The 18967-nt window shown below is 71.3% G+C and carries 18 protein-coding genes; 9 read left to right on the top strand and 9 right to left on the bottom strand.

Translation table 11 applies throughout. The features are described 5' to 3' along the window. Position 1: 1 nt before the first annotated feature. From ABL310_RS15240 to ABL310_RS15215, 6 genes are all read right to left on the bottom strand, one after another. Positions 2 to 745, bottom strand: coding sequence for an SDR family NAD(P)-dependent oxidoreductase (locus ABL310_RS15240; protein WP_349367864.1), 744 nt, complete (start codon positions 743 to 745; stop codon positions 2 to 4). A 23-nt stretch (positions 746 to 768) separates the two neighbouring features. Then, a complete protein-coding gene (gene purF / locus ABL310_RS15235) occupies positions 769 to 2256 on the bottom strand; it encodes an amidophosphoribosyltransferase (RefSeq protein ID WP_349367863.1) in 1488 nt (495 codons plus the stop codon). An 89-nt stretch (positions 2257 to 2345) separates the two neighbouring features. After that, positions 2346 to 2903, bottom strand: coding sequence for a CvpA family protein (locus ABL310_RS15230; protein ID WP_349367862.1), 558 nt, complete (start codon positions 2901 to 2903; stop codon positions 2346 to 2348). A 91-nt stretch (positions 2904 to 2994) separates the two neighbouring features. Further along, positions 2995 to 4407 (bottom strand): DNA repair protein RadA, encoded by a 1413-nt coding sequence (gene radA / locus ABL310_RS15225; RefSeq protein WP_349367861.1) that lies wholly within the window; start codon positions 4405 to 4407, stop codon positions 2995 to 2997. 1 nt (position 4408) lies between these two features. Beyond that, positions 4409 to 5563 (bottom strand): alanine racemase, encoded by a 1155-nt coding sequence (gene alr / locus ABL310_RS15220; protein ID WP_349367860.1) that lies wholly within the window; start codon positions 5561 to 5563, stop codon positions 4409 to 4411. Positions 5564 to 5570: 7 nt separating this feature from the next. Beyond that, complete coding sequence (locus tag ABL310_RS15215; protein ID WP_349367859.1) at positions 5571 to 7064, bottom strand: replicative DNA helicase; 1494 nt, start codon at positions 7062 to 7064, stop codon at positions 5571 to 5573. A gap of 286 nt (positions 7065 to 7350) precedes the next feature. On the opposite strand from ABL310_RS15215, the gene ABL310_RS15210 reads away from it, so the two are divergent. The 7 genes from ABL310_RS15210 to rpsI all read left to right on the top strand — a co-directional run bounded on the left by ABL310_RS15210 (position 7351) and on the right by rpsI (position 11771). Then, the gene (locus tag ABL310_RS15210) at positions 7351 to 7530 is read left to right on the top strand and encodes a light-harvesting protein (protein ID WP_349367858.1); all 180 of its coding nucleotides are present in this window, start codon (positions 7351 to 7353) and stop codon (positions 7528 to 7530) included. A 10-nt stretch (positions 7531 to 7540) separates the two neighbouring features. Then, positions 7541 to 7687 carry a light-harvesting protein gene (locus tag ABL310_RS15205; RefSeq protein WP_349367857.1) on the top strand — a complete coding sequence of 49 codons (147 nt, stop codon included), beginning with the start codon at positions 7541 to 7543 and terminating at the stop codon, positions 7685 to 7687. A gap of 190 nt (positions 7688 to 7877) precedes the next feature. Beyond that, the gene (locus ABL310_RS15200) at positions 7878 to 8570 is read left to right on the top strand and encodes a hypothetical protein (protein ID WP_349367856.1); all 693 of its coding nucleotides are present in this window, start codon (positions 7878 to 7880) and stop codon (positions 8568 to 8570) included. Positions 8571 to 8622: 52 nt separating this feature from the next. Beyond that, positions 8623 to 10056: a PucC family protein gene (locus ABL310_RS15195; protein ID WP_349367855.1), complete on the top strand. Its 1434-nt coding sequence runs from the start codon at positions 8623 to 8625 to the stop codon at positions 10054 to 10056. Continuing rightward, the gene (def, locus tag ABL310_RS15190; RefSeq protein WP_349367854.1) at positions 10053 to 10601 is read left to right on the top strand and encodes a peptide deformylase; all 549 of its coding nucleotides are present in this window, start codon (positions 10053 to 10055) and stop codon (positions 10599 to 10601) included. Before ABL310_RS15195 ends, def begins: the two co-directional genes overlap by 4 nt. Before the next feature lie 226 nt (positions 10602 to 10827). After that, entirely contained in the window at positions 10828 to 11289 is a 462-nt protein-coding gene (gene rplM / locus ABL310_RS15185; protein WP_349367853.1) for a 50S ribosomal protein L13, read from the top strand. 2 nt (positions 11290 to 11291) lie between these two features. Next, positions 11292 to 11771 carry a 30S ribosomal protein S9 gene (gene rpsI / locus ABL310_RS15180; RefSeq protein ID WP_349367852.1) on the top strand — a complete coding sequence of 160 codons (480 nt, stop codon included), beginning with the start codon at positions 11292 to 11294 and terminating at the stop codon, positions 11769 to 11771. Positions 11772 to 11865: 94 nt separating this feature from the next. Here the strand turns inward: rpsI and ABL310_RS15175 are convergent, their stop codons facing one another. The 3 genes from ABL310_RS15175 to ABL310_RS15165 all read right to left on the bottom strand — a co-directional run bounded on the left by ABL310_RS15175 (position 11866) and on the right by ABL310_RS15165 (position 15110). Next, positions 11866 to 13116, bottom strand: a complete 1251-nt coding sequence (locus ABL310_RS15175) for a cytochrome b/b6 domain-containing protein (protein ID WP_349367851.1) — start codon at positions 13114 to 13116, stop codon at positions 11866 to 11868. 80 nt (positions 13117 to 13196) lie between these two features. Continuing rightward, positions 13197 to 13787, bottom strand: a complete 591-nt coding sequence (locus ABL310_RS15170; protein ID WP_349367850.1) for a YceI family protein — start codon at positions 13785 to 13787, stop codon at positions 13197 to 13199. 150 nt (positions 13788 to 13937) lie between these two features. Beyond that, entirely contained in the window at positions 13938 to 15110 is a 1173-nt protein-coding gene (locus tag ABL310_RS15165) for a YbfB/YjiJ family MFS transporter (RefSeq protein WP_349367849.1), read from the bottom strand. A 247-nt stretch (positions 15111 to 15357) separates the two neighbouring features. Between ABL310_RS15165 and ABL310_RS15160 the strand changes: the two genes are divergently transcribed. Then, positions 15358 to 17130, top strand: coding sequence for an SLC13 family permease (locus ABL310_RS15160; protein ID WP_349367848.1), 1773 nt, complete (start codon positions 15358 to 15360; stop codon positions 17128 to 17130). 67 nt (positions 17131 to 17197) lie between these two features. Next, positions 17198 to 18937, top strand: coding sequence for a bifunctional GNAT family N-acetyltransferase/carbon-nitrogen hydrolase family protein (locus tag ABL310_RS15155; RefSeq protein ID WP_349367847.1), 1740 nt, complete (start codon positions 17198 to 17200; stop codon positions 18935 to 18937). Positions 18938 to 18967 lie beyond the last annotated feature (30 nt).

Here is an 18967-nt window from a genome sequence, read left to right as displayed (position 1 = left end):
CTCACCCCAGCCCCTTGGTCTCCAGCACCCGGTCGCTCGGGAAGTCGTAGACCTTGCCCGTCTCCTGCCAGGAGGGGAGGGCGAGCTCGAGGATCTTCGGGGCGAGGTCCTCGGGGGTCTTCAGGGTCAGCGGGTCCTCGCCGGGCATGGCGGAGGCGCGCATGCGGGTGCGCAGCGGGCCCGGATTGACCAGCATCACCTTGACCTTGGTGATGTTGCGGATCTCGTCCGCCCAGGTGCGGGCGAGCACCTCGAGGCCGGCCTTGGAGACCGAGTAGGGCCCCCAATAGGCCTTCGCCTTGTGGGCGGCGCCGGAGGTCAGGAAGATCGCCCGGCCGGCGTCGGAGGCCCGCAGCAGCGGATCGAGGGAGCGGATCAGCCGCCAGTTGGCGGTGAGGTTCACGGTCATCACCGCGTCCCAGGTGCCCTGGTCGACCTGGTTGATCGGCGCGAGCTGGCCGAGGAGCCCGGCATTGCCGAGCAGCACGTCGACGCGCCCGTGGCGCTCGTAGAGTGCGGCGCCCAGCCGATCGAGGGCGTCGAGGTCCTTCAGGTCGAGGGGGACCAGCGTGGCGGTGGAGCCGGCCTGGCGGATCTCGTCGTCGAGCTCCTCCAGCGCGCCCTGGGTGCGGGCGATGGCGACGACATGCGCGCCGGCGCGGGCGAATTCCAGCGCCGCCGCGCGGCCGATGCCGCGCGAGGCCCCCGTGACGACGGCGATGCGGCCTTCGAGCGGCTTGTCCATACGCGTGTTCCCCCCGGATCAGGTCAGTCGGCTTCGGCGAGGATCGACAGGCGCTTGGGCGTCTCGATGCCGAGATCGGTCAGGCCCGTCGGGTACTCGCCGGTGAAGCAATGGTCGGTGCATTGCGGGCGCTCCGGGTTGCGCCGCTCGAAGCCGAGCGCCCGGTAGAGCCCGTCAACCGACAGGAAGGCGAGGCTGTCGGCGCCGATATAGGCGCGCATCGCCTCGAGGTCGTGCGTCGCGGCGAGCAGCTTGTCGCGCTCGGGCGTGTCGATGCCGTAGAAGTCCGGGTGCGTGATCGGCGGGCTCGCGATGCGGAAATGCACCTCCCGGGCCCCCGCCTCGCGCATCATCCGCACGATCTTCACGGACGTCGTGCCGCGCACCAGCGAATCGTCGACGAGCACGATGCGCTTGCCGGCGATGACGCCGCGATTGGCGGAATGCTTCATGCGCACGCCGAGCTCGCGCACCGACTGCGTCGGCTGGATGAAGGTGCGGCCGACGTAGTGGTTGCGGATGATGCCCATCTCGAAGGGCACGCCCGAGGCCTGGGCGTAGCCGATCGCCGCCGGCACGCCGGAATCGGGGACGGGCACGATCACGTCGACGTCGGCGGGCGCCTCCGTCGCGAGCTCCGCGCCGAAATTCTTGCGCACCTCGTAGACGCTCTTGCCGTTCACGATGGAATCCGGCCTCGCGAAATAGATGTACTCGAACACGCAGGGGCGCTCTGGCACGGCCGGGAACGGACGCAGGCTCTCGATCCCCTGCTCGGTGATGACGACCACCTCGCCGTTCTCCACGTCGCGCACGAAGCGCGCGCCGATGATGTCGAGCGCGCAGGTCTCGGAGGCGAGGATGTAGCGCCCGTCGAGCTCGCCGATCACCAGCGGGCGGATGCCGTGCGGATCGCGCGCGCCGATGAGCTTCTTGTTGGACAGGCAGACCAGCGCGTAGGCGCCTTCCAGGACGCGCAGGGCGTCGAGAAAGCGCTCGATCAGCCGGGGTTTCCGCGAGCGGGCGAGGAGGTGGAGGATCACCTCGGTGTCGGTGGTCGACTGGCAGATGGCGCCCTCGCGGATCAGCTCGCGGCGCAGGGTCAGCCCGTTCGTCAGGTTGCCGTTGTGCGCCACGGCGAAGCCGCCGGCGTCGAGCTCGGCGAAGAGCGGCTGGACGTTGCGCATCACCGTCTCGCCGGTGGTGGAATAGCGCACGTGGCCGATGGCGTTGCGGCCCACCAGCCGGTCGATGACGTCGCGGCTGGAGAACGAATCGCCCACGAGCCCGAGCTTGCGCTCGGCGTGGAAGCGCGCCCCGTCGAAGGTGACGATGCCCGCCGCCTCCTGCCCGCGATGCTGCAGGGCGTGCAGGCCCAGCGCCGTGATCGCCGCGGCGTCGGGATGGCCGAAGATGCCGAAGACGCCGCATTCCTCGCGCAGCGTGTCGCCGTCGCAGTCGAAATCGTCGTCCGAGTCGTCTTGGGGCAGGTGGTGGGCGTCGGCGGTCATGGCTGATCCTCGATGGCGCGACCGGTACGAAAACGCGTCGCGCCCGCGCACCTGAGATGGGGGCGCGGGTGCGTGAGCAACAGGCCGCCTCAGCTGCGGTCGGGCGCGGCGGCGGGCTCGCCCGGGTCGCCTTCGACCCGCGGCGTGCGGAACTGCTGGAGCACGCCCTCGGGATCCTCGGGCATCATCGCGATCAGCGAATCGCCCGTGGACTGGAGCAGCGCGCGGGTGCGGGCGTCCTCCGCCCAGAGCGGCATCTGGCCCTGCACCAGCCAGGCGAAGAACACCCAGCCGATGACGCAGATCAGGAAGCCGCGCGCCGCGCCGAAGACGAAGCCGAGCGAGCGGTCCAGCGGCCCGATGCGCGAATCGAGGATGAAGTCCGAGACCTTCACCGTGATCAGCGAGACCACGATCAGCGTGATCAGGAAGATCGCGGCGATGGCCGCGACGAGCGCGATCGTGCCGTTGGCGATGTAGTCCTGCGCGATCGGCAGGGCGAGCGGGTGCAGGAACCAGGCGGCCGCGGCCGCCGTCACCCAGGCGACGATGGCGAGGACCTCGCGCGTGAGGCCCCGCACCATGGCGAGGAGGGCCGAGATCAGGACGACGCCGATGACGACCAGGTCGAGGATGGGTACAGGCATGGTCTCGCGGGCCTGAGGGCGAAATGAAGCGTTTTCACGGCGGCGAAGAACGCGTCTTGCGGGGTTCGTATAGCCGACGATTTCACGGACGTCATCCTCGCTCGACGGCGCGGGCGCGCGCCCGGCCGCCGCGGGCGGCGATCGCCGCGACGAGATCGCCGATATGGCCGATCTCGCGGGCGTCGAGGCCGGACGTCTCGGCGCCCTCGCCGCGGGCGGTGGGCGTCACCGCCGAGGAGAAGCCGAGCTTCGCCGCCTCCTTCATGCGCGTCGGCGCCTGCGACACCGGGCGCACCGCGCCCGAGAGGCCGATCTCGCCGAAATAGACCGCGTCCGCCGGCAGCGGCGATCCCGAAAGCGAGGAGACGAGCGCCGCCGCCGCGGCGAGATCCGCCGCGGGCTCGGTGATCTTCAGCCCGCCGGCGATGTTGAGGTAGATGTCGTGCATGCCGAGCTTGAGGCCGGCATGGGCCTCCAGCACGGCGACCACCATCGACAGCCGCGCGGGATCCCAGCCCACCACGGCGCGCCGCGGCGTGCCGAGCGCCGACGGCGCGACGAGCGCCTGCACCTCGACGAGGAGCGGGCGCGTGCCCTCCATGCCGGCGAAGACGGCGGTGCCGGGCGCGGCGACGTCGCGGCCCTCCAGGAACAGGGCGGAGGGATTGCCGACCTCCGCCAGCCCCTTGCCCGTCATCTCGAACACGCCGATCTCGTCGGTGGGGCCGAATCGGTTCTTGTTGGCGCGCAGGATGCGGAAATGGTGCGCCGAATCGCCCTCGAAGGAGACGACGGCGTCCACCATGTGCTCGACCACCCGCGGGCCCGCGATCTGCCCGTCCTTGGTGACGTGGCCGACCAGGATCACCGCCGTGCCCGTCGTCTTGGCGAAGCGGATCAGGGCCTGGGCCGAGGCGCGCACCTGCGTCACCGTGCCCGGCGCCGATTCGACCGTCTCCGTCCACATCGTTTGGATCGAATCGATCACCGCGAGCGCCGGGACGCGGCCCTGCGAGAGGGTGGCGACGATGTCCTCGACGTTGGTCTGCGCGGCGAGCTCGACGGGCGCATCCGCCAGCCCCAGGCGCTCTGCGCGCAGCCGCACCTGGCCGACCGCTTCCTCGCCCGAGATGTAGGCGACGCGCTCGCCGGCCTTGGCCAAAGCGGCCGAGGCCTGCATCAGCAGCGTCGACTTGCCGATGCCGGGATCGCCGCCGATGAGGATGACCGAGCCCTTGACGAAGCCGCCCCCGGTGACGCGGTCGAGCTCGCCGATCCGCGCCGCGGTGCGCGGCGGCTCCTTCGATTCGCCGGCGAGCCCCTCGAGCGCGAAGACGCGGCCCTTGCGGGTGAGCCGCGTCGCGGCGGGGCCGGCCATGGGCGCGGCGTCGCTCGTCTCCTCGACGACCGAGTTCCACTCGCCGCAGGCCTCGCACTTGCCTTTCCAGCGGTTGTAGACCGCGCCGCAATTCTGGCAGATGAAGACGGCGTTGCGCTTGGCCATGTCAGCCGCCCCCGCCGGCGCCGGTCCCGTCGCCGACATGGACGCGGCGGTAGCGCGGCCCGAGCCCGGTGAGGATCTCGTAGCCGATCGTGCCGGCGCGCATGCCCACCTCGTCGATCTCGAGCCCGTCGCCGATCATCACGGCCGTCCCGCCGCGCACGACCGCCGCCGCCGGCGCGTCGGTCACGTCGAGGATGGTGAGGTCCATCGACAGCACCCCGGCGAAGGGGCAGCGCACGCCGCCCACCAGGGCGACGCCCGAGGACGCGCCGGCGGCGATCGTCGCGTCCGTCCCGCCGGCGGCGCGCGGATAGCCGTCGGCGTAGCCCAGCGCGATCGTCGCGAGCCGGCGCGGGCCGGGCGCCGTCCAGGCCGAGCCGTAGCCGGCGCCCGCGCCGGCGGGCACGTCGCGGACCTGGAGGATGACGGCCTCGAGCCGCACGACCGGCCGCATCGGGTTGTCGCGCCCCGGCGTCGGGTTGCCGCCGAAGAGGCTGTAGCCGGGCCGGGCGAGGTCGCAGGGCGGGCCGTCCGGGAGAAAGCCGCCGGAGGAGTTGGCGAAGGACGTCCGCCAGCCGGAAAAAGCCTGCATCAGCGCCCGGAAGGCCTCCGCCTGGCGGGCGTTGACGGGCGCGTCCGGCGCCTCGGCGCTGACGAGATGCGTCATCAAGAGCGCGTCCCCGAGCCCGTCGAAGGCGCCCTCGGACTTCAGCCGCAGCGCCTCGTCGACGGGGAGGCCCAGCCGGTTCATGCCGGTGTCGACGTGCAACGCCGCGGGAAGCGCCGTCCCGCCGCAGGCCTCGACCCATTCGCGCACCTCCGCGGCCGAGCTCAGCACCGGCCGCAGGTTCGCCGCGATCAGCTCCCCCGCGCCGCCCGGCGCGAGTCCGTCGAGCACGAAGATTTCGACGCCGGGCGCGATGTGGCGCAGGCGCCGACCCTCCGAGACCTGCGCCACGAAGAAGGTGCGGCAGCCCGCCTTCATCAGGGCCGGAACGGCGCGCTCGAGGCCCGTGCCGTAGGCGTCCGCCTTCACGACGGCGGCGCAGGCGGCGTCGCGCGAGGCGTCGCGCAGCCGCCGCCAGTTCGCCCCGAGCGCGTCGAGGTCGACGGTCAGCGTCGCGGCGTCGGCGCCGGGCTCGTGCGAAAACTGCATCGTGTCCTCAATCGCCCATCCGCTCGGGCAGCTTGTCCTCGTCGGCGAGGTTGCCGAAGCGGGTGATGTCGGCCTGGAAGGACAGCTGCACCGTCCCGGTCGGGCCGTGACGCTGCTTGCCGATGATCACCTCGGCCTTGCCGTGCGCCGCGTCCATCTCGGCCTGCCACTTGAAGTGCTCCTCCGTGCCCGGCTTCGGCTCCTTCATCTTCAGATAATACTCGTCGCGATAAACGAACATCACCACGTCGGCGTCCTGCTCGATCGAGCCGGATTCGCGCAGGTCCGAGAGCTGCGGGCGCTTGTCGTCGCGCGCCTCGACCTGGCGCGAGAGCTGGGAGAGCGCCACGATCGGCACCGCGAGCTCCTTCGCCAGCGCCTTGAGCCCCGTCGTGATCTCGGTGAGCTCCTGCACGCGGTTCTCGCCCTTCTTGCCGGAGCCGGAGAGAAGCTGGAGATAGTCGACGATGAGGATGTCGAGGCCCCTCTGCCGCTTGAGCCGGCGCGCCCGGGCGGTGAGCTGCGCGATGGAGATGCCGCCGGTCTGGTCGATGTAGAAGGGCATCGCCTGCATCTCGCGGGCGGCGTCGGTGATCCTGTAGAACTCGTCCTCGCGAATGTCGCCGCGGCGGATCTTGTAGGACGGCACGCCGGACTGCTCGGCGATGATGCGGGTGGCGAGCTGCTCGGCGGACATTTCCAGCGAGAAGAAGCCGACGATGCCGCCGTTCACGGTCTCGATCGTGCCGTCGGGCCGTTTCTCGCCCCGGTAGGCCTTGGCGATGTTGAAGCCGATATTGGTCACGAGCGAGGTCTTGCCCATGGCCGGGCGCCCCGCGAGGATCACGAGGTCGGAGGGCTGGAGCCCGCCCATCATCCGGTCGAGGTCGACGAGGCCCGTCGAGATGCCGGACAGCTTTCCCTCGCGCTGGTAGGCCTTCGCCGCCATGTCGATGGCCGCGGTGAGCGCGTCGGTGAAGCGCTGGAAGCCGCCGTCGGTGCGCCCCGTCTCGGCGAGCGCGAAGAGCTTGCGCTCGGCCTCCTCGATCTGCTCGCGCGGGGTCGCCTCCACCGGCGCGTCGAAGGCCGCGTTGACCATGTCCTCGCCGATCGTGATCAGCTGGCGGCGGGTGGCGAGATCGTAGATCGTGCGCCCGTAATCGAGCGCGTTGATGATCGTCGTCGCTTCCGCCGCGAGGCGGGCGAGATATTGCGAGACGGTGAGCCCGCCGAGATCGGCGTCGCCGAGATAGGTCTTGAGCGTGATCGGGGTGGCGACCTTGCCCGCCTTGATGAGGCTCGCCGTGACCTCGTAGATGCGCCGGTGCAGGTCCTCGTGGAAGTGCTCCGGCGCGAGGAAGTCGGAGACGCGGTAATAGGCCTCGTTGTTGACGAGGATCGCGCCGATGAGCGCCTGCTCGGCCTCGACGTTGCTCGGCGCGAGGCGATACTCGCGGTCCGTCTCCTCGAGGCGCGCGACGAGCGCCGTGCCCTGGGCCATGGCCTGTGTGTTCCCGAATCGTTTTCCGTGTCCCCGGCACCCTAGAGCAGCGAATGCGGCCTGGGAACGGCGGGCGTCCGGGCCGACGGCGCGGCCCGCGCAATCCCCGTTCTCCACAGCGCGGGGGAGCGATGCGGCCGGCGCGCTCCGCAAGAGCGGGAAAATGTCAGTTCGGATTGACACTTACGTATGTAAGATTTATTTGACACCTCTGGAACCGTGACAGTAAGGTGCGACAGCCTGTCCCGGGTCGTGCCGGGCGGGCGATTCCGGAAGGAGTGCGCGCATGCAAAGCGACAAGCAGACCCTGGATCTCGACGATCCGGACCGCATCTGGCCCACCGGGCTGACCATTCGGGAATCCGAGGAGCTCCACAAGCACGTCATCGACGGCGCGCGGGTGTTCTTCGTGATCTCGCTGATCGCCCACATCCTCGCCTACGTGTTCACGCCCTGGGGCGGCTGAGGAGGCAATCATGAATCAAGGACGTATCTGGTGCGTGGTGAGCCCGACGGTCGGGCTGCCGCTCTTCCTCGGGGCGGTGGCCGTGATCGCGTTCGTCGTTCACTTCGCCATCCTCAACAACACCACCTGGTTCCCCGCCTACTTCCAGGGCGGCTGACGCGGCGGGCCGGTTCCCCCGCGGCCGCCGTTCCGGGGGCCGGGCTCAGCCCCGGCCTCCGCGGTCGCCGACGGCCGCCAGCATCGTGTCTGGATTTTTCGCATGCGCCGGGCCAGCCCGCGGCGCTGCGATCGCGCGTTCGCCGGCGCTCCGAGCCGGGAGCGCATCGAGCGCACGAAGGAGAGCGCACATGGATTCCGGCTCGACATTGGTCATCGGCGTCTTCCGCACCGAGGAGGCCGCGAGCGCGGCGGATGCGGCGCTGGCGCGGGAAGGGTTCACCGAGCGCCGGGTGATTCGCTCCGACGGCGAGAGCGACGCCGCCCGCGCGGCCGCCGCCGAGGGCTACCTGCCCGGCAGCATGGTGCGGGTCTACGGCGAGCTGCTCGCCGAGGGCGCGACCTTGGCGGTCGTCAGGGCCCCGTTCGGCGAGGGCGGCGCCGCGGAGGTGACGATGCGGTCCGCTGAGGGCTACGAGGCCCCGCCCGCGTCCCCGCCGCCGCGCAATCCCGCGCCCTTCTCCACCGCCTTCGGCATCCCGGTGCTCACGCGCTCGCGCTCGCACACCGAGCTGATGAGCAAGTGGTCCTTCTCCGACTTCCTCGGCCTGCCGATCCTGTCGGGCAAGGCCGCGCCGCTGTCCTCGACCGTCGGCGCGCCGGTCCTCGTCTCGGACGAGCGCGAGCGGGCCAAGACGACGAGCTTCGGCATGCCGATCCTCTCGAACAAACCCGCGCCGCTGTCGTCGGCCGTCGGGATGCCGGTTCTCGTGTCCGAGAAGCGGCCCTGGACGTCCAGCTTCGGCATGCCGATCCTGTCCTCCAACCCGACGCCCCTGTCCTCCTTCCTCGGCCTGCCGGTGCTCACGCGCAAGCAGCGCTGAGCACCGGCGCGCCTGGAGAGGGGCGCTCGCCATCCCCCGGGTGTGAACGACCATGATGCTCCTTCGGCGCCGCCTGGTCCTGTTTCTCGCCGGTCTCGGACCGCGCTGGCTTCCCTTCGCCGACGTCGCCACGCCGGACCTGCCGCTTTCGCGGCTCGTCCGGCTGTCGCTGTTCCAGGTGTCGGTCGGCATGACGCTGGTGCTGCTCGTCGGCACGCTCAACCGCGTCATGATCGTCGAGCTCGGCGTCGCGGCGAGCGTCGTGGCGGTGATGATCGCCCTGCCGGTCCTGTTCGCGCCCTTCCGCGCGCTGATCGGCCACCGATCGGACACGCATCGCTGCGCGCTCGGCTGGCGGCGCGTGCCCTTCGTGTGGAAGGGCACCCTCTATCAGTTCGGCGGCTACGCCATCATGCCCTTCGCGCTGCTCGTGCTCGCGGGGGCGGGCGAGTCGGCGTCCGCGCCGCCCTGGCTCGGGGTCGGCGCGGCGGCGCTCGCCTTCCTGCTCGTCGGCGCGGGGACGCATGTCGTCCAGACCGCCGGCCTCGCGCTCGCCACCGACCTGACGCCGCCGGAATCCCATCCCCGCGTCGTCGGGCTCATGTACGTCATGCTGCTGCTGGGCATGATCGCGAGCGCGCTCCTGTTCGGCGCGGCGCTCCAGGACTTCACGCCGGGCCGGCTCGTCCAGGTGATCCAGGGCGCGGCCATCGGCTGCCTCGTCCTCAACGCCGTCGCCCTGTGGAAGCAGGAGCCGCGCTCCCCGCCGCGGGGCGCCGTGCGCCCGCCGGATGCGAGCTTCGCCGAATCCTGGGCGCGCTTCGCGGCTGGCGGGGCGTCGCTGCGGCGGCTCGTCGTCGTGGGGCTCGGCACCATGGCCTTCGGCATGGCCGACGTGCTGCTCGAGCCCTATGGCGGCCAGGTGCTCGACTGGAGCGTCGGCGCGACGACGACGCTCACCGCCTTCCTGGCGCTCGGCGGCCTCGTCGGCTTCTCCGTGGCCTCCGTCGCGCTGGCGCGGGGCGGCGATCCCTATCGGCTGACGCTGCAGGCGGCTCTGGTGGGCGTGCCGGCCTTCGCCCTCGTCATCCTCGCCGCGCCGCTCGGCCTCTCCTCGTCCTTCGTCGCCGGCAACGTGCTGATCGGCTTCGGCGCGGCGCTCTTCGGCCATGCGACGCTCACCGCCACGATGAACCTCGCGCCGCCGGGCCAGGCGGGCCTCGCGCTCGGCGCCTGGGGCGCGGTTCAGGCGACCGCGGCCGGGATCGCCATGGCGCTCGCCGGAATGATCCGCGACGCGGTGACCTTCGGCGCGCAGGCGCTCGGGCTCGAGACGGGCGCTGCCGCGGGCTATCTCACGGTCTATGCGCTCGAGATCCTGCTCCTGCTCGTGACGATCGCGGCGACCCTGCCGCTCCTGCGCCGATCGCGCGACGCGTCCGCGCCCGCGGCCTCGCTCGGCCGCTCGACGGGGGGCGCGCGATGAGCGTCCGGCCCGTCCTCGTCCATCCCGACCCGATGCTGCGGCGCGCCTGCGACCCGGTGACCGCGGTCGACGCCGACGTCGCGCGGCTGATCGACGACCTGATCGAGACCATGCGCGCGCACGGCGCGATCGGCCTCTCCGCCCCGCAGATCGGCGATCTCCGGCGGGTGGCCGTGCTGGAGGCCGCGGGGGAGGGGGCAGCGGAGGGTGCGGGGCAGGGGAACCCGGCCCGCGTCTTCGTCGACCCGCAGGTCGTCGCCAAGCGCGGCGCCTGGGGTCTCGTCCAGGAGAGCTGCCTCTCGGTGCCGGGCGTGAAAGGCAACGTCCTGCGCGACACGCGGGTGCGCGTGCGCGCCCTCGACCGCGAGGGCGCGCCCTTCGAGGTCGAGCTCGCCGGCATGGACGCGGTCTGCGTCCAGCACGAGATCGATCATCTCGCCGGCGTGCTCTTCGTCGACCGCCTCTCCGTCTTCCGCCGCCTGGCCCTGCGCGCCCGCGGCGCGCTCGCCGGGGAGCGCCGGGCGGCGGCCGTCGCGCGGAGCTGAGACGGCGCTCGCGACGATGTGGTAATCTGATACCTCTATTGCGGTATCTGGATACCGCACCACGCGACCGCTTGCGCAATAACGGTTTCAGGTCCGCGCCTCGCGCCAGAAAGCGCTTGACCCCCGCCCGTTTCGCCCCTAATGAACCGCCACCTGCCGCTGGGCCCCGCCCGGCGGCTTCTCGTTTCGCACGGAGCCTTCCGGCTCCCATCAGGGATACAGCGCGATGAAGACCTTTTCGCTGAAGCCCGCCGACGTCGAGAAGAAGTGGGTCGTGATCGATGCGGACGGGCTCGTCGTGGGCCGCCTCGCCTCGATCGTGGCGATGCGCCTGCGCGGCAAGCACAAGCCGTCGTACACGCCCCACGTCGATTGCGGCGACAACGTCATCGTCATCAATGCCGACAAGGTGAAGTTCACCGGCCGCAAGCGCGAGCAGAAGGTGTACTATCACCACACCGGCCATCCGGGCGGAATCAAGGAGCGCACCGCGCGCTCGATCCTCGAGGGCCGCTTCCCGGAGCGCGTCGTCGAGAAGGCCGTCGAGCGCATGCTCCCGCGCGGCCCGCTCTTCCGCCAGATCATGGGCAACCTGCGTGTCTACGCCGGCGCCGAGCATCCCCACGAGGCGCAGCAGCCCGAGGCGCTCGACGTCGCGGCGATGAACTCCAAGAACGTGAGGATCTGACGATGGCGACCCTGCAGTCCCTCTCCGATCTCGGCCAGGCGAAGGCGACGACCCCGACCGAGGAAGGTCCGGTCCACGTCCAGAAGCTGGACGCCTATGGCCGCGCCTATGCCACCGGCAAGCGCAAGGACGCCATCGCCCGCGTCTGGATCCGCCCCGGCACCGGCAAGATCACCGTGAACGACCGCACGCTCGAGACCTATTTCGCGCGCCCGGTCCTGCGGATGATCCTCAACCAGCCGCTCCAGATCACGAACCGGGTCGACCAGTACGACATCACCGTCACGGTGGTGGGCGGCGGCCTCTCCGGGCAGGCCGGCGCCGTGCGCCACGGCCTCTCGAAGGCGCTGACCCATTACGAGCCGGAGCTGCGCGGCATCCTGAAGAAGAACGGCTTCCTGACGCGCGACGCTCGTACCGTCGAGCGCAAGAAGTACGGCAAGGCCAAGGCCCGCCGCTCGTTCCAGTTCTCGAAGCGCTGATCCTCGGCCGCTTCGCGGGAGCACGAAAACAAGGGAGCCGGCCCTCGCGGGTCGGCTCCCTTTTTTGTCGCGTGGACATGGACGGGCGAGCGGTTCAGACCCCGTCCGCCCCGGCGCCGATGCGGGTGGCCTGGAGCGAGACGTCGATCGTGACGGAGAAGCCCACGGTCGCCTCGTCGGGATAGGTCTCGCCCATGCCGAAGGCGCGCCGGTCGACCACCACCCGGCCCTCGGCCGCGGCGACGCCGCCGTCGAGGTCGAGCGCGAAGGGCAGGTCCACGGGCACCTCCGCCCCGGCCAGGGCGAGGACGCCGCGGGCGACGTAGCCGCTCCCGTCCTCGGCTCTCTCGATCCGCCCGGCGTAACGCGCGGTCGGATGCGCCTCGGCGTGGAAGAAATCCGGCCCGCGCGCCTGTTCCGTCACCGCGCCGACCGTCATGCCCGAGATCGGCACGATCACCTCGACCTCGCCGTGGGCGCCGGTTTCGTCCGGGGCCTCGTCGAACGCGATCGCCGCGCTCCAGCCCTCGAAGCGGCCGGTGACGGGCGAACCCATCTGCGCGACGGTGAAGGTGAGCTCGCCGTCCTCCACGCGCCACGCCGCCGGCGCGTCCGCCGCCGCGGCGAGGGAGGCCGCCTGCGCGTGCGCGGTCGCGCGCTCTCCGTTCTCGGGGATCAGCGCGACCGCGCCGGCCCCGGCGGCGGCGTAGAGGGCGATCGCGCCCGCTGCCGTCGCGAACGCATGACGGCGCCGCGCACGGGCCGGAGCCGGAACCGCGAGCCGCGTCCCGGGCAGCATCCGCCGCAGCGTGGCGTCGCGGTCGACGAGATGGTGCTTGAGCGCGCCCGCGACGTGCAGCGCGAGGGTGGCGATCAGCAATTTCGTGAACAGCGCGTGCACGCTTCCCGCCGCATCCGCGACGGCGTTCGATTGCGGCACGAAGGGCAGGGTCTGGCCGAACGGCCACCAGATCGGCGCGAAGCCGGTGACCGCCGCGTGGTGAATCCAGCCGCTCGCCGGCACGGCGACGAGCGAGACGTAGAGGAGCGTGTGCACGCCCTCGGCCAGCGCCGTCTCGAGCCGCCGTTCCGGATGCAGCGGCGCCGGGCGCGGCTGCGACAGCGCCCAGCCGATGCGGCCGAGCGCCAGGAAGAACACGGCGACGCCGAGCGTCTTGTGCAGCGAGAACAGCCAGGCCTTGGTCGCCAGCGCCTCCGACGTGTCGTAGGGCCATTCGACGGCGACGAGGCCGAGCGGGACGAGCGTCAGGATGAGGAGCGCCGTCGCCCAGTGCAGGGCCTTGCCGACGGCGCCGTAGGTCTCGGCGGTGTTGCGCGCCTGCATGACAGCCTCCTCGTGCGCGAGCGGGGGACGCCCGCGGGGCGCCTGCGAGGCGCGCGCCGCGGGCGGCGAAGCGCTCGGCCTCACTCGGCCTGCATGGCCTCGATCGAGATCCGCACCTCGACCTCGTCGCTGACGAAGGGCGCGAACATGCCCAGCCCGAAATCGCTGCGCACGAGCGTCGTCGTGGCGTCGAAGCCGGCCCAGGGCTTGTTCTCCATCGGATGCTGGCCCACCGCGTTGAGCTTGGCGTCGAGCACGACCGAGCGGGTGACGCCGTTGAGCGTGAGATCGCCGGTGATGAGCGCGGTGTCCTCGCCGGTCACCTCGATGCCGGTGGAGACGAAGCTCACCATCTCGTCCTCGGCGGCGTCGAAGAAGTCGGGCGACATGAAGTGGGCGAAGCGGTCCTCCCAGCCGGTGAGCATCGTGCGCACCGGGAAGGAGACCTCGACGGAGGAGGCGGCGGGGTCGTCCTGGACGAAGTCGATGCGGCCCTCGAAGCCCGAGAACATGCCCCAGGTCGTCGAGTAGCCGAGGTGGTCGTAGGAAAACAGGATCTGGCTGTGGCTCGGATCGAGCACGTAGGTCTCGGCCTGCGCGGCGGCCGGAGCGAGGAGGAGGGCGGCGGAGAGCGCCGCGCCGGACAAGAGGCGCTGGATCGAACGGGTCATGGTCTGATCTCCGGTGGCAGGATGAGCGAGCGCACCATCGAGGCGCTTCGAGACCGGAAGCTAGACCAGTCTGTCATGGGCATGAAGGCACAAAAGGATGCCATGAAACAACGATGATCTTGCGCAAACGCAAAAGCGTGTCGGACGTCGTCACGTCCGGCCGAGACGCCGCGTCGCCACCGCGCCGGCGAGCGCGCCCGCGGCCAGCACCGCGGCCCCCACCGCGAACAGAACGGCGTGCGACCCGCTCTGCGCGAACAGAGCGGAGAGCCCGTAGGCGCCCGCGGCCTGGGCGATGGCGAATCCGATCGTCATCGTGCCGAAGAGCCGCGCCTGGGCCGGGCCGTGGGCGAGCGTCGCGGCGAGGCCGGCGGCGAGCGCCACCATCCCGGGCGTCAGCGCGCCGACGACGAGGGCGGAGATCGCCACCGCGACCGGGCCCGTCGCCACGAGCGGCATCGCGACGAACACCGCCTTGGTCGCCAGCGCGCCGACGAAGGCCGCGCCGAGCCCGATCCGCCCGGCGACGATCCCGCAGAGCGGGCCGCCGACGAGCGCGCCGACGCCGAAGATCGACCAGGCGAGCCCGCCCGCCGCCTCGCCGCGCCCCAATCCGCGGGCGACGAAATCGGACAGGAACAGCGTGTGCGGCACGAAGCCGGCGCCGTCCGAGGCATAGGCGAGGACGAGGAGCGCCATGACGAGCGGCGCGCGCCTGGGCAGCGGCGCGTCGCCGATCGGGGCCGGCGGCGCGGCCGGCCACAGCCGCCAGGCGATCGCCGTGAGCACGAGCGACACCAGCGCCAGCGCGATCCAGGTCGCCGCGAGGCCGGCCTGCGCGAGCGCGGGCAGCAGCGCGCCCGAGACCACGATGCCGATGCCGACGCCGACGAAGACGAGGCCCGAGACCCGGCTCTTCGCCTCGGGCGGAGCGTGGGCGAGCACGGTGGAGGGCCCGAGCACCATCACGAGCCCGCCCGCCACGCCCGCCGTGAACCGAAACACGCCCAGCCACACGGCGCCGTAGGGCAGGGCGCAGGCGCCGAGCGAGATCGCGGCGAGCAGCATCGCGCCGTTGAGAAGCGCCGCGCGCTCCGGCCGCGCCGCGAGGACCTGCGCCAGCGCGGCGCCGACGAGATACCCCGCGAGATTGGCGGAGCCCGCGAAAGCGCCCCCGGCCGCGCTCACCCAGCCGCGCTCGACCAGAAGCGGGAGGAGCGGCGTATAGGCGAAACGGGCGAAGCCGATGCCCACCACCACCGCCAGGAAGGCCGGCAGCCACAGCGGCGCCCGGGATCGTCTCTCGTCGTCGCTCGGCCGCATGCGGCGCTCCCCGGGCTCTTCCTCGGATTGCGCTTAGAGGCTCGGAACGGCCCGGTCCAGCCCCGCCCGCGCACGGCGCGCAGCGCGCTCGGGCCCATCTCTCGGCCCGTCTCTCGGCGCCCCTGGTAAGGGCTTGCCGCGGGGGCGGATGTGTGTTCGAACTTCGCGGGAAGCGCGGCGCTCGCGACGAGGCGCCCTGCGGGAGGCCATCGCTCTTGTCCGGACGCCGGATCGGTCGGAACGCCGCATGACGGTGCCTCAAGCCCTGATCCTCGCGATCATCGCGGTCGCGATGGCGCTCTTCCTGTGGGGGCGCTGGCGGCACGATCTCGTCGCGCTCGCCGCCCTGATCGCGAGCGTGCTGCTGGGCCTCGTCCCGGCGGACGCCGCCTTCTCCGGCTTCGGCCACCCGGCCGTGGTGACGGTCGCCGCCATCCTCGTCCTCAGCCACGGCCTCGCCGCCAGCGGGGCCATCGACCGCCTGGTGCGCCGGGTGGTGCCGGACGCCGCCGGGCCGTGGACCATCGTCCTCACCTTCTGCGCGCTCACGGCGGCGATGTCGTCCTTCATGAACAATGTCGGCGCGCTCGCCCTGATGATGCCCGCGGCGCTCGCCGCCGCCCGCCGCGTGGAGGTGACGCCCGGGCGCGTACTGATGCCGCTCTCCTTCGCCTCGATCCTGGGGGGCATGACCACGCTGATCGGCACGCCGCCGAACCTGATCGTCGCGGGCTTCCGCGGGGACGCCACGGGCACGCCCTTCGGCATGTTCGACTTCGCCCCCGTCGGCGTCGCCGTGGCGGGGGCGGGCGTGCTCTTCGTCGTCGTGGCGAGCCGGTTCCTCGTGCCGGACCGTCCCCGCGCCGCCGGGCAGAACTTCGACATCGGCGCCTACCTCACCGAAGCGCGGGTGCCGCCCAAGAGCCGCGCCATCGGCATGACGCTCAAGGAGGTGGAGGAGACCCTCGCGGCGGCGGAGGCGCAGGTGGTCGGCCTGGTGCGGGACAATTCCCGCATCCCCGCGCCGCAGAACTGGCGCAGCCTGCGCGAGGACGACATCCTCGTCATCGAGGCCGATTCGAAGAACCTGCCGCAGGCCATCGCCAAGCTCGGGCTGACGCTCGAGGAGGACAAGCGCGCCGGCGTCAAGGCGCTCGAGAGCGAGCACACGGTCATGGCCGAGGTCGTGATCCGGCCGGGCTCGCCGCTGATCGGGCGCACGGCGCAGCACCTGAAGCTGCGCTCGCGCCACGCGATCAATCTCCTCGCCATCTCCCGCCAGGGCCGGCGCTCGATCTCGCGCCTGCGGCAGACGCGGCTCGCGCCGGGCGACGTGCTGCTGCTGCAGGGCACGCCGGAGACGCTCTCGGACTTCTCGACCCATTTCGACTGCGTGCCGCTGGCCGAGCGCGCCCTGCGCTTCCCGGCGAAACGCGACGCCTGGCTCGCGGCCGGCATCATGGCGGCGGCGGTGGCCGCCACCGCGTCCTCTCTGCTGCCGGCGTCCATCGCCTTTCCCCTCGCGGCGCTCGCCTTCGTGCTCGCCTCGATCGTGCCGACGCGCGAGATCTACACGGCCGTAGAATGGCCGGTGATCGTTCTCCTGGGCGCGCTGATCCCGGTCGCCGGGGCGGTCGCGACCACCGGCGCGGCGGACATGCTGGCGCGCGCCATGCTGTCCCTGATCGGGGAGGGCAGCCCCGTTCTCGTCTTGATCGGGCTCATGATCATGACCATGTGCCTCACGGACTTCATGAACAATGCCGCGACCGCGACCGTTATGTGTCCGATCGCCATCGGCATCGCCGGCGTCCTGGGCGCCGATCCCGACCCGTTCCTGATGGCGGTCGCGATCGGCTCGTCCTGCGCCTTCCTGACGCCGATCGGGCATCAGAACAACACCCTGATCCTGGGCCCCGGCGGCTTCCGCTTCGGTGATTACTGGAAGCTGGGCCTGCCCTTGGAGATCATCGTCCTGTGCGTGGGAATCCCGATGATCCTCCTCGTTTGGCCGCTCTAGGATCGACCGGGGGATGGACCACGACCGCCGGCGTCGCGCCGGCCGAGACGAACGACGAGGAGACCGCGTGACCGAGACCGCCCGCGACAAGACGCTGCCGCGCCCCCAGGAGCACGGAACCGAGCACGGGACAGACCAGGGGGCCGAGACGGGCTCGGCGCCCTCGATGAAGAAGGCCGCCGCCAAGGCCGCGAACGCCCGCGCCGCGAAGGCGCAGTCGAAGGCGCGCGCGCGCAGCGAGGCCCAGGCCGAGACGAAGCCCAAGCTGTTCGTGCGCCCGGCGCTGCTCAAGGACGTGCGCGCGATCCAGGCGCTGTGCCGGCGCGCCTACCCGACGATGGAGCCCTACGCCCAGGCGCAGCTGCGCGGGCAGATCCAGATGTTCCCGGAAGGGCAGTTCGTCGCCATCTACAAGGACGAGCTCGTCGGCTACGCCGCGACCTTCCTCATCGACGAGAAGACCGCGCTCGCGCCGCACGACTGGAAGACCATCACCGGCAACGGCTTCGCCTCGCGCCACGACGACGACGGCGACATGCTCTACGGCTTCGAGGTGATGGTCGACCCGAAGCATCGCGGCCTGCGCATCGGCCAGCGGCTCTACAACGAGCGCAAGCGCCTCGCCATCGATCTCAAGCTGAAGGGCATCGTCTTCGCCGGCCGCATGCCGGGCTACTCCAAGGCCAAGCGCCGCAAGACGGTGGCGACGCCCGAGGAATATCTCGAGCTCGTGGTCGAGCAGGGCCTGCGCGATCCGGTGATCTCGTTCCAGATGCGCAACGGCTTCGAGCCGCTGCGCGTGCTGCACGACTACCTGCCGATCGACCACGAGAGCCGCGGCAACGCCGTGCATCTCGTCTGGTGGAACCCGGCCGTCGCCCCGGACCCGACGGTGCGGGCCGACAAGCAGCGCCGCCGGCCGCAATCGACCGTGCGCGTCGCGTGCATCCAGTACCAGCAGCGCAAGGTGTCCTCCTTCCAGGAATTCGCCGACCAGGTGGAGTATTTCGTCGATGCGGTGGCCGACTACAAGTCGGACTTCTGCGTCTTCCCGGAGCTGTTCACCCTCCAGCTCCTCTCCATCGAGAACGAGAGCACCCCGCCGGACAGGGCCATCGCCCAGCTGTCCAAGTACACCGAGCGGCTCAAGGAGATGCTCTCGCGGCTCGCGGTGCACTACAACATCAACATCATCGGCGGCTCGCACCCGACGCGGGACGAGGACGGCGACATCATCAACGTCTGCTACGTCTGCCTCCGCGACGGCTCGATCCACGCCCGCGCCAAGATCCACCCGACGCCGAACGAGCGCTATTGGTGGTCCATCGTCGGCGCGGACGAGGCGGATACGATCATGACCGATTGCGGGCCGATCGGCGTGATGATCTGCTACGATTCGGAGTTCCCGGAGCTCGCCCGGCACCTGGTCGACCAGGGCGCGCAGATCCTGTTCGTCCCGTTCTGCACCGACGAGCGCAAGTCCTACCTGCGGGTGCGCTATTGCTGCCAGGCCCGCGCCGTGGAGAACCAGGTCTACGTCGCGCTGGCGGGGAACGTGGGCAACCTGCCCAACGTCGAGAACATGGACATCCAGTACGCGCAGAGCTGCATCCTCACGCCCTGCGACTTCCCCTTCGACCGCGACGGAATCGCCGCCGACACGACGCCGAACTCCGAGATGGTCGCCATCGCCGACCTGAACCTCGACACGCTGCGCCAGTCCCGCGCCAACGGCACGGTGCAGAACCTGCGCGACCGGCGGTTCGATCTCTATTCGGTGCAGTGGCGCAAGGAGAAGGCGCGCTGAGGACGGTGGTCCCGGCGGGGTGCGGCGAAC

This window comes from Salinarimonas sp. (genome assembly GCF_040111675.1).
Taxonomy (GTDB): domain Bacteria; phylum Pseudomonadota; class Alphaproteobacteria; order Rhizobiales; family Beijerinckiaceae; genus Salinarimonas.
Note: the sequence above shows the minus strand (reverse complement) of the source record. Positions and strands in the feature narration are given on the sequence as shown.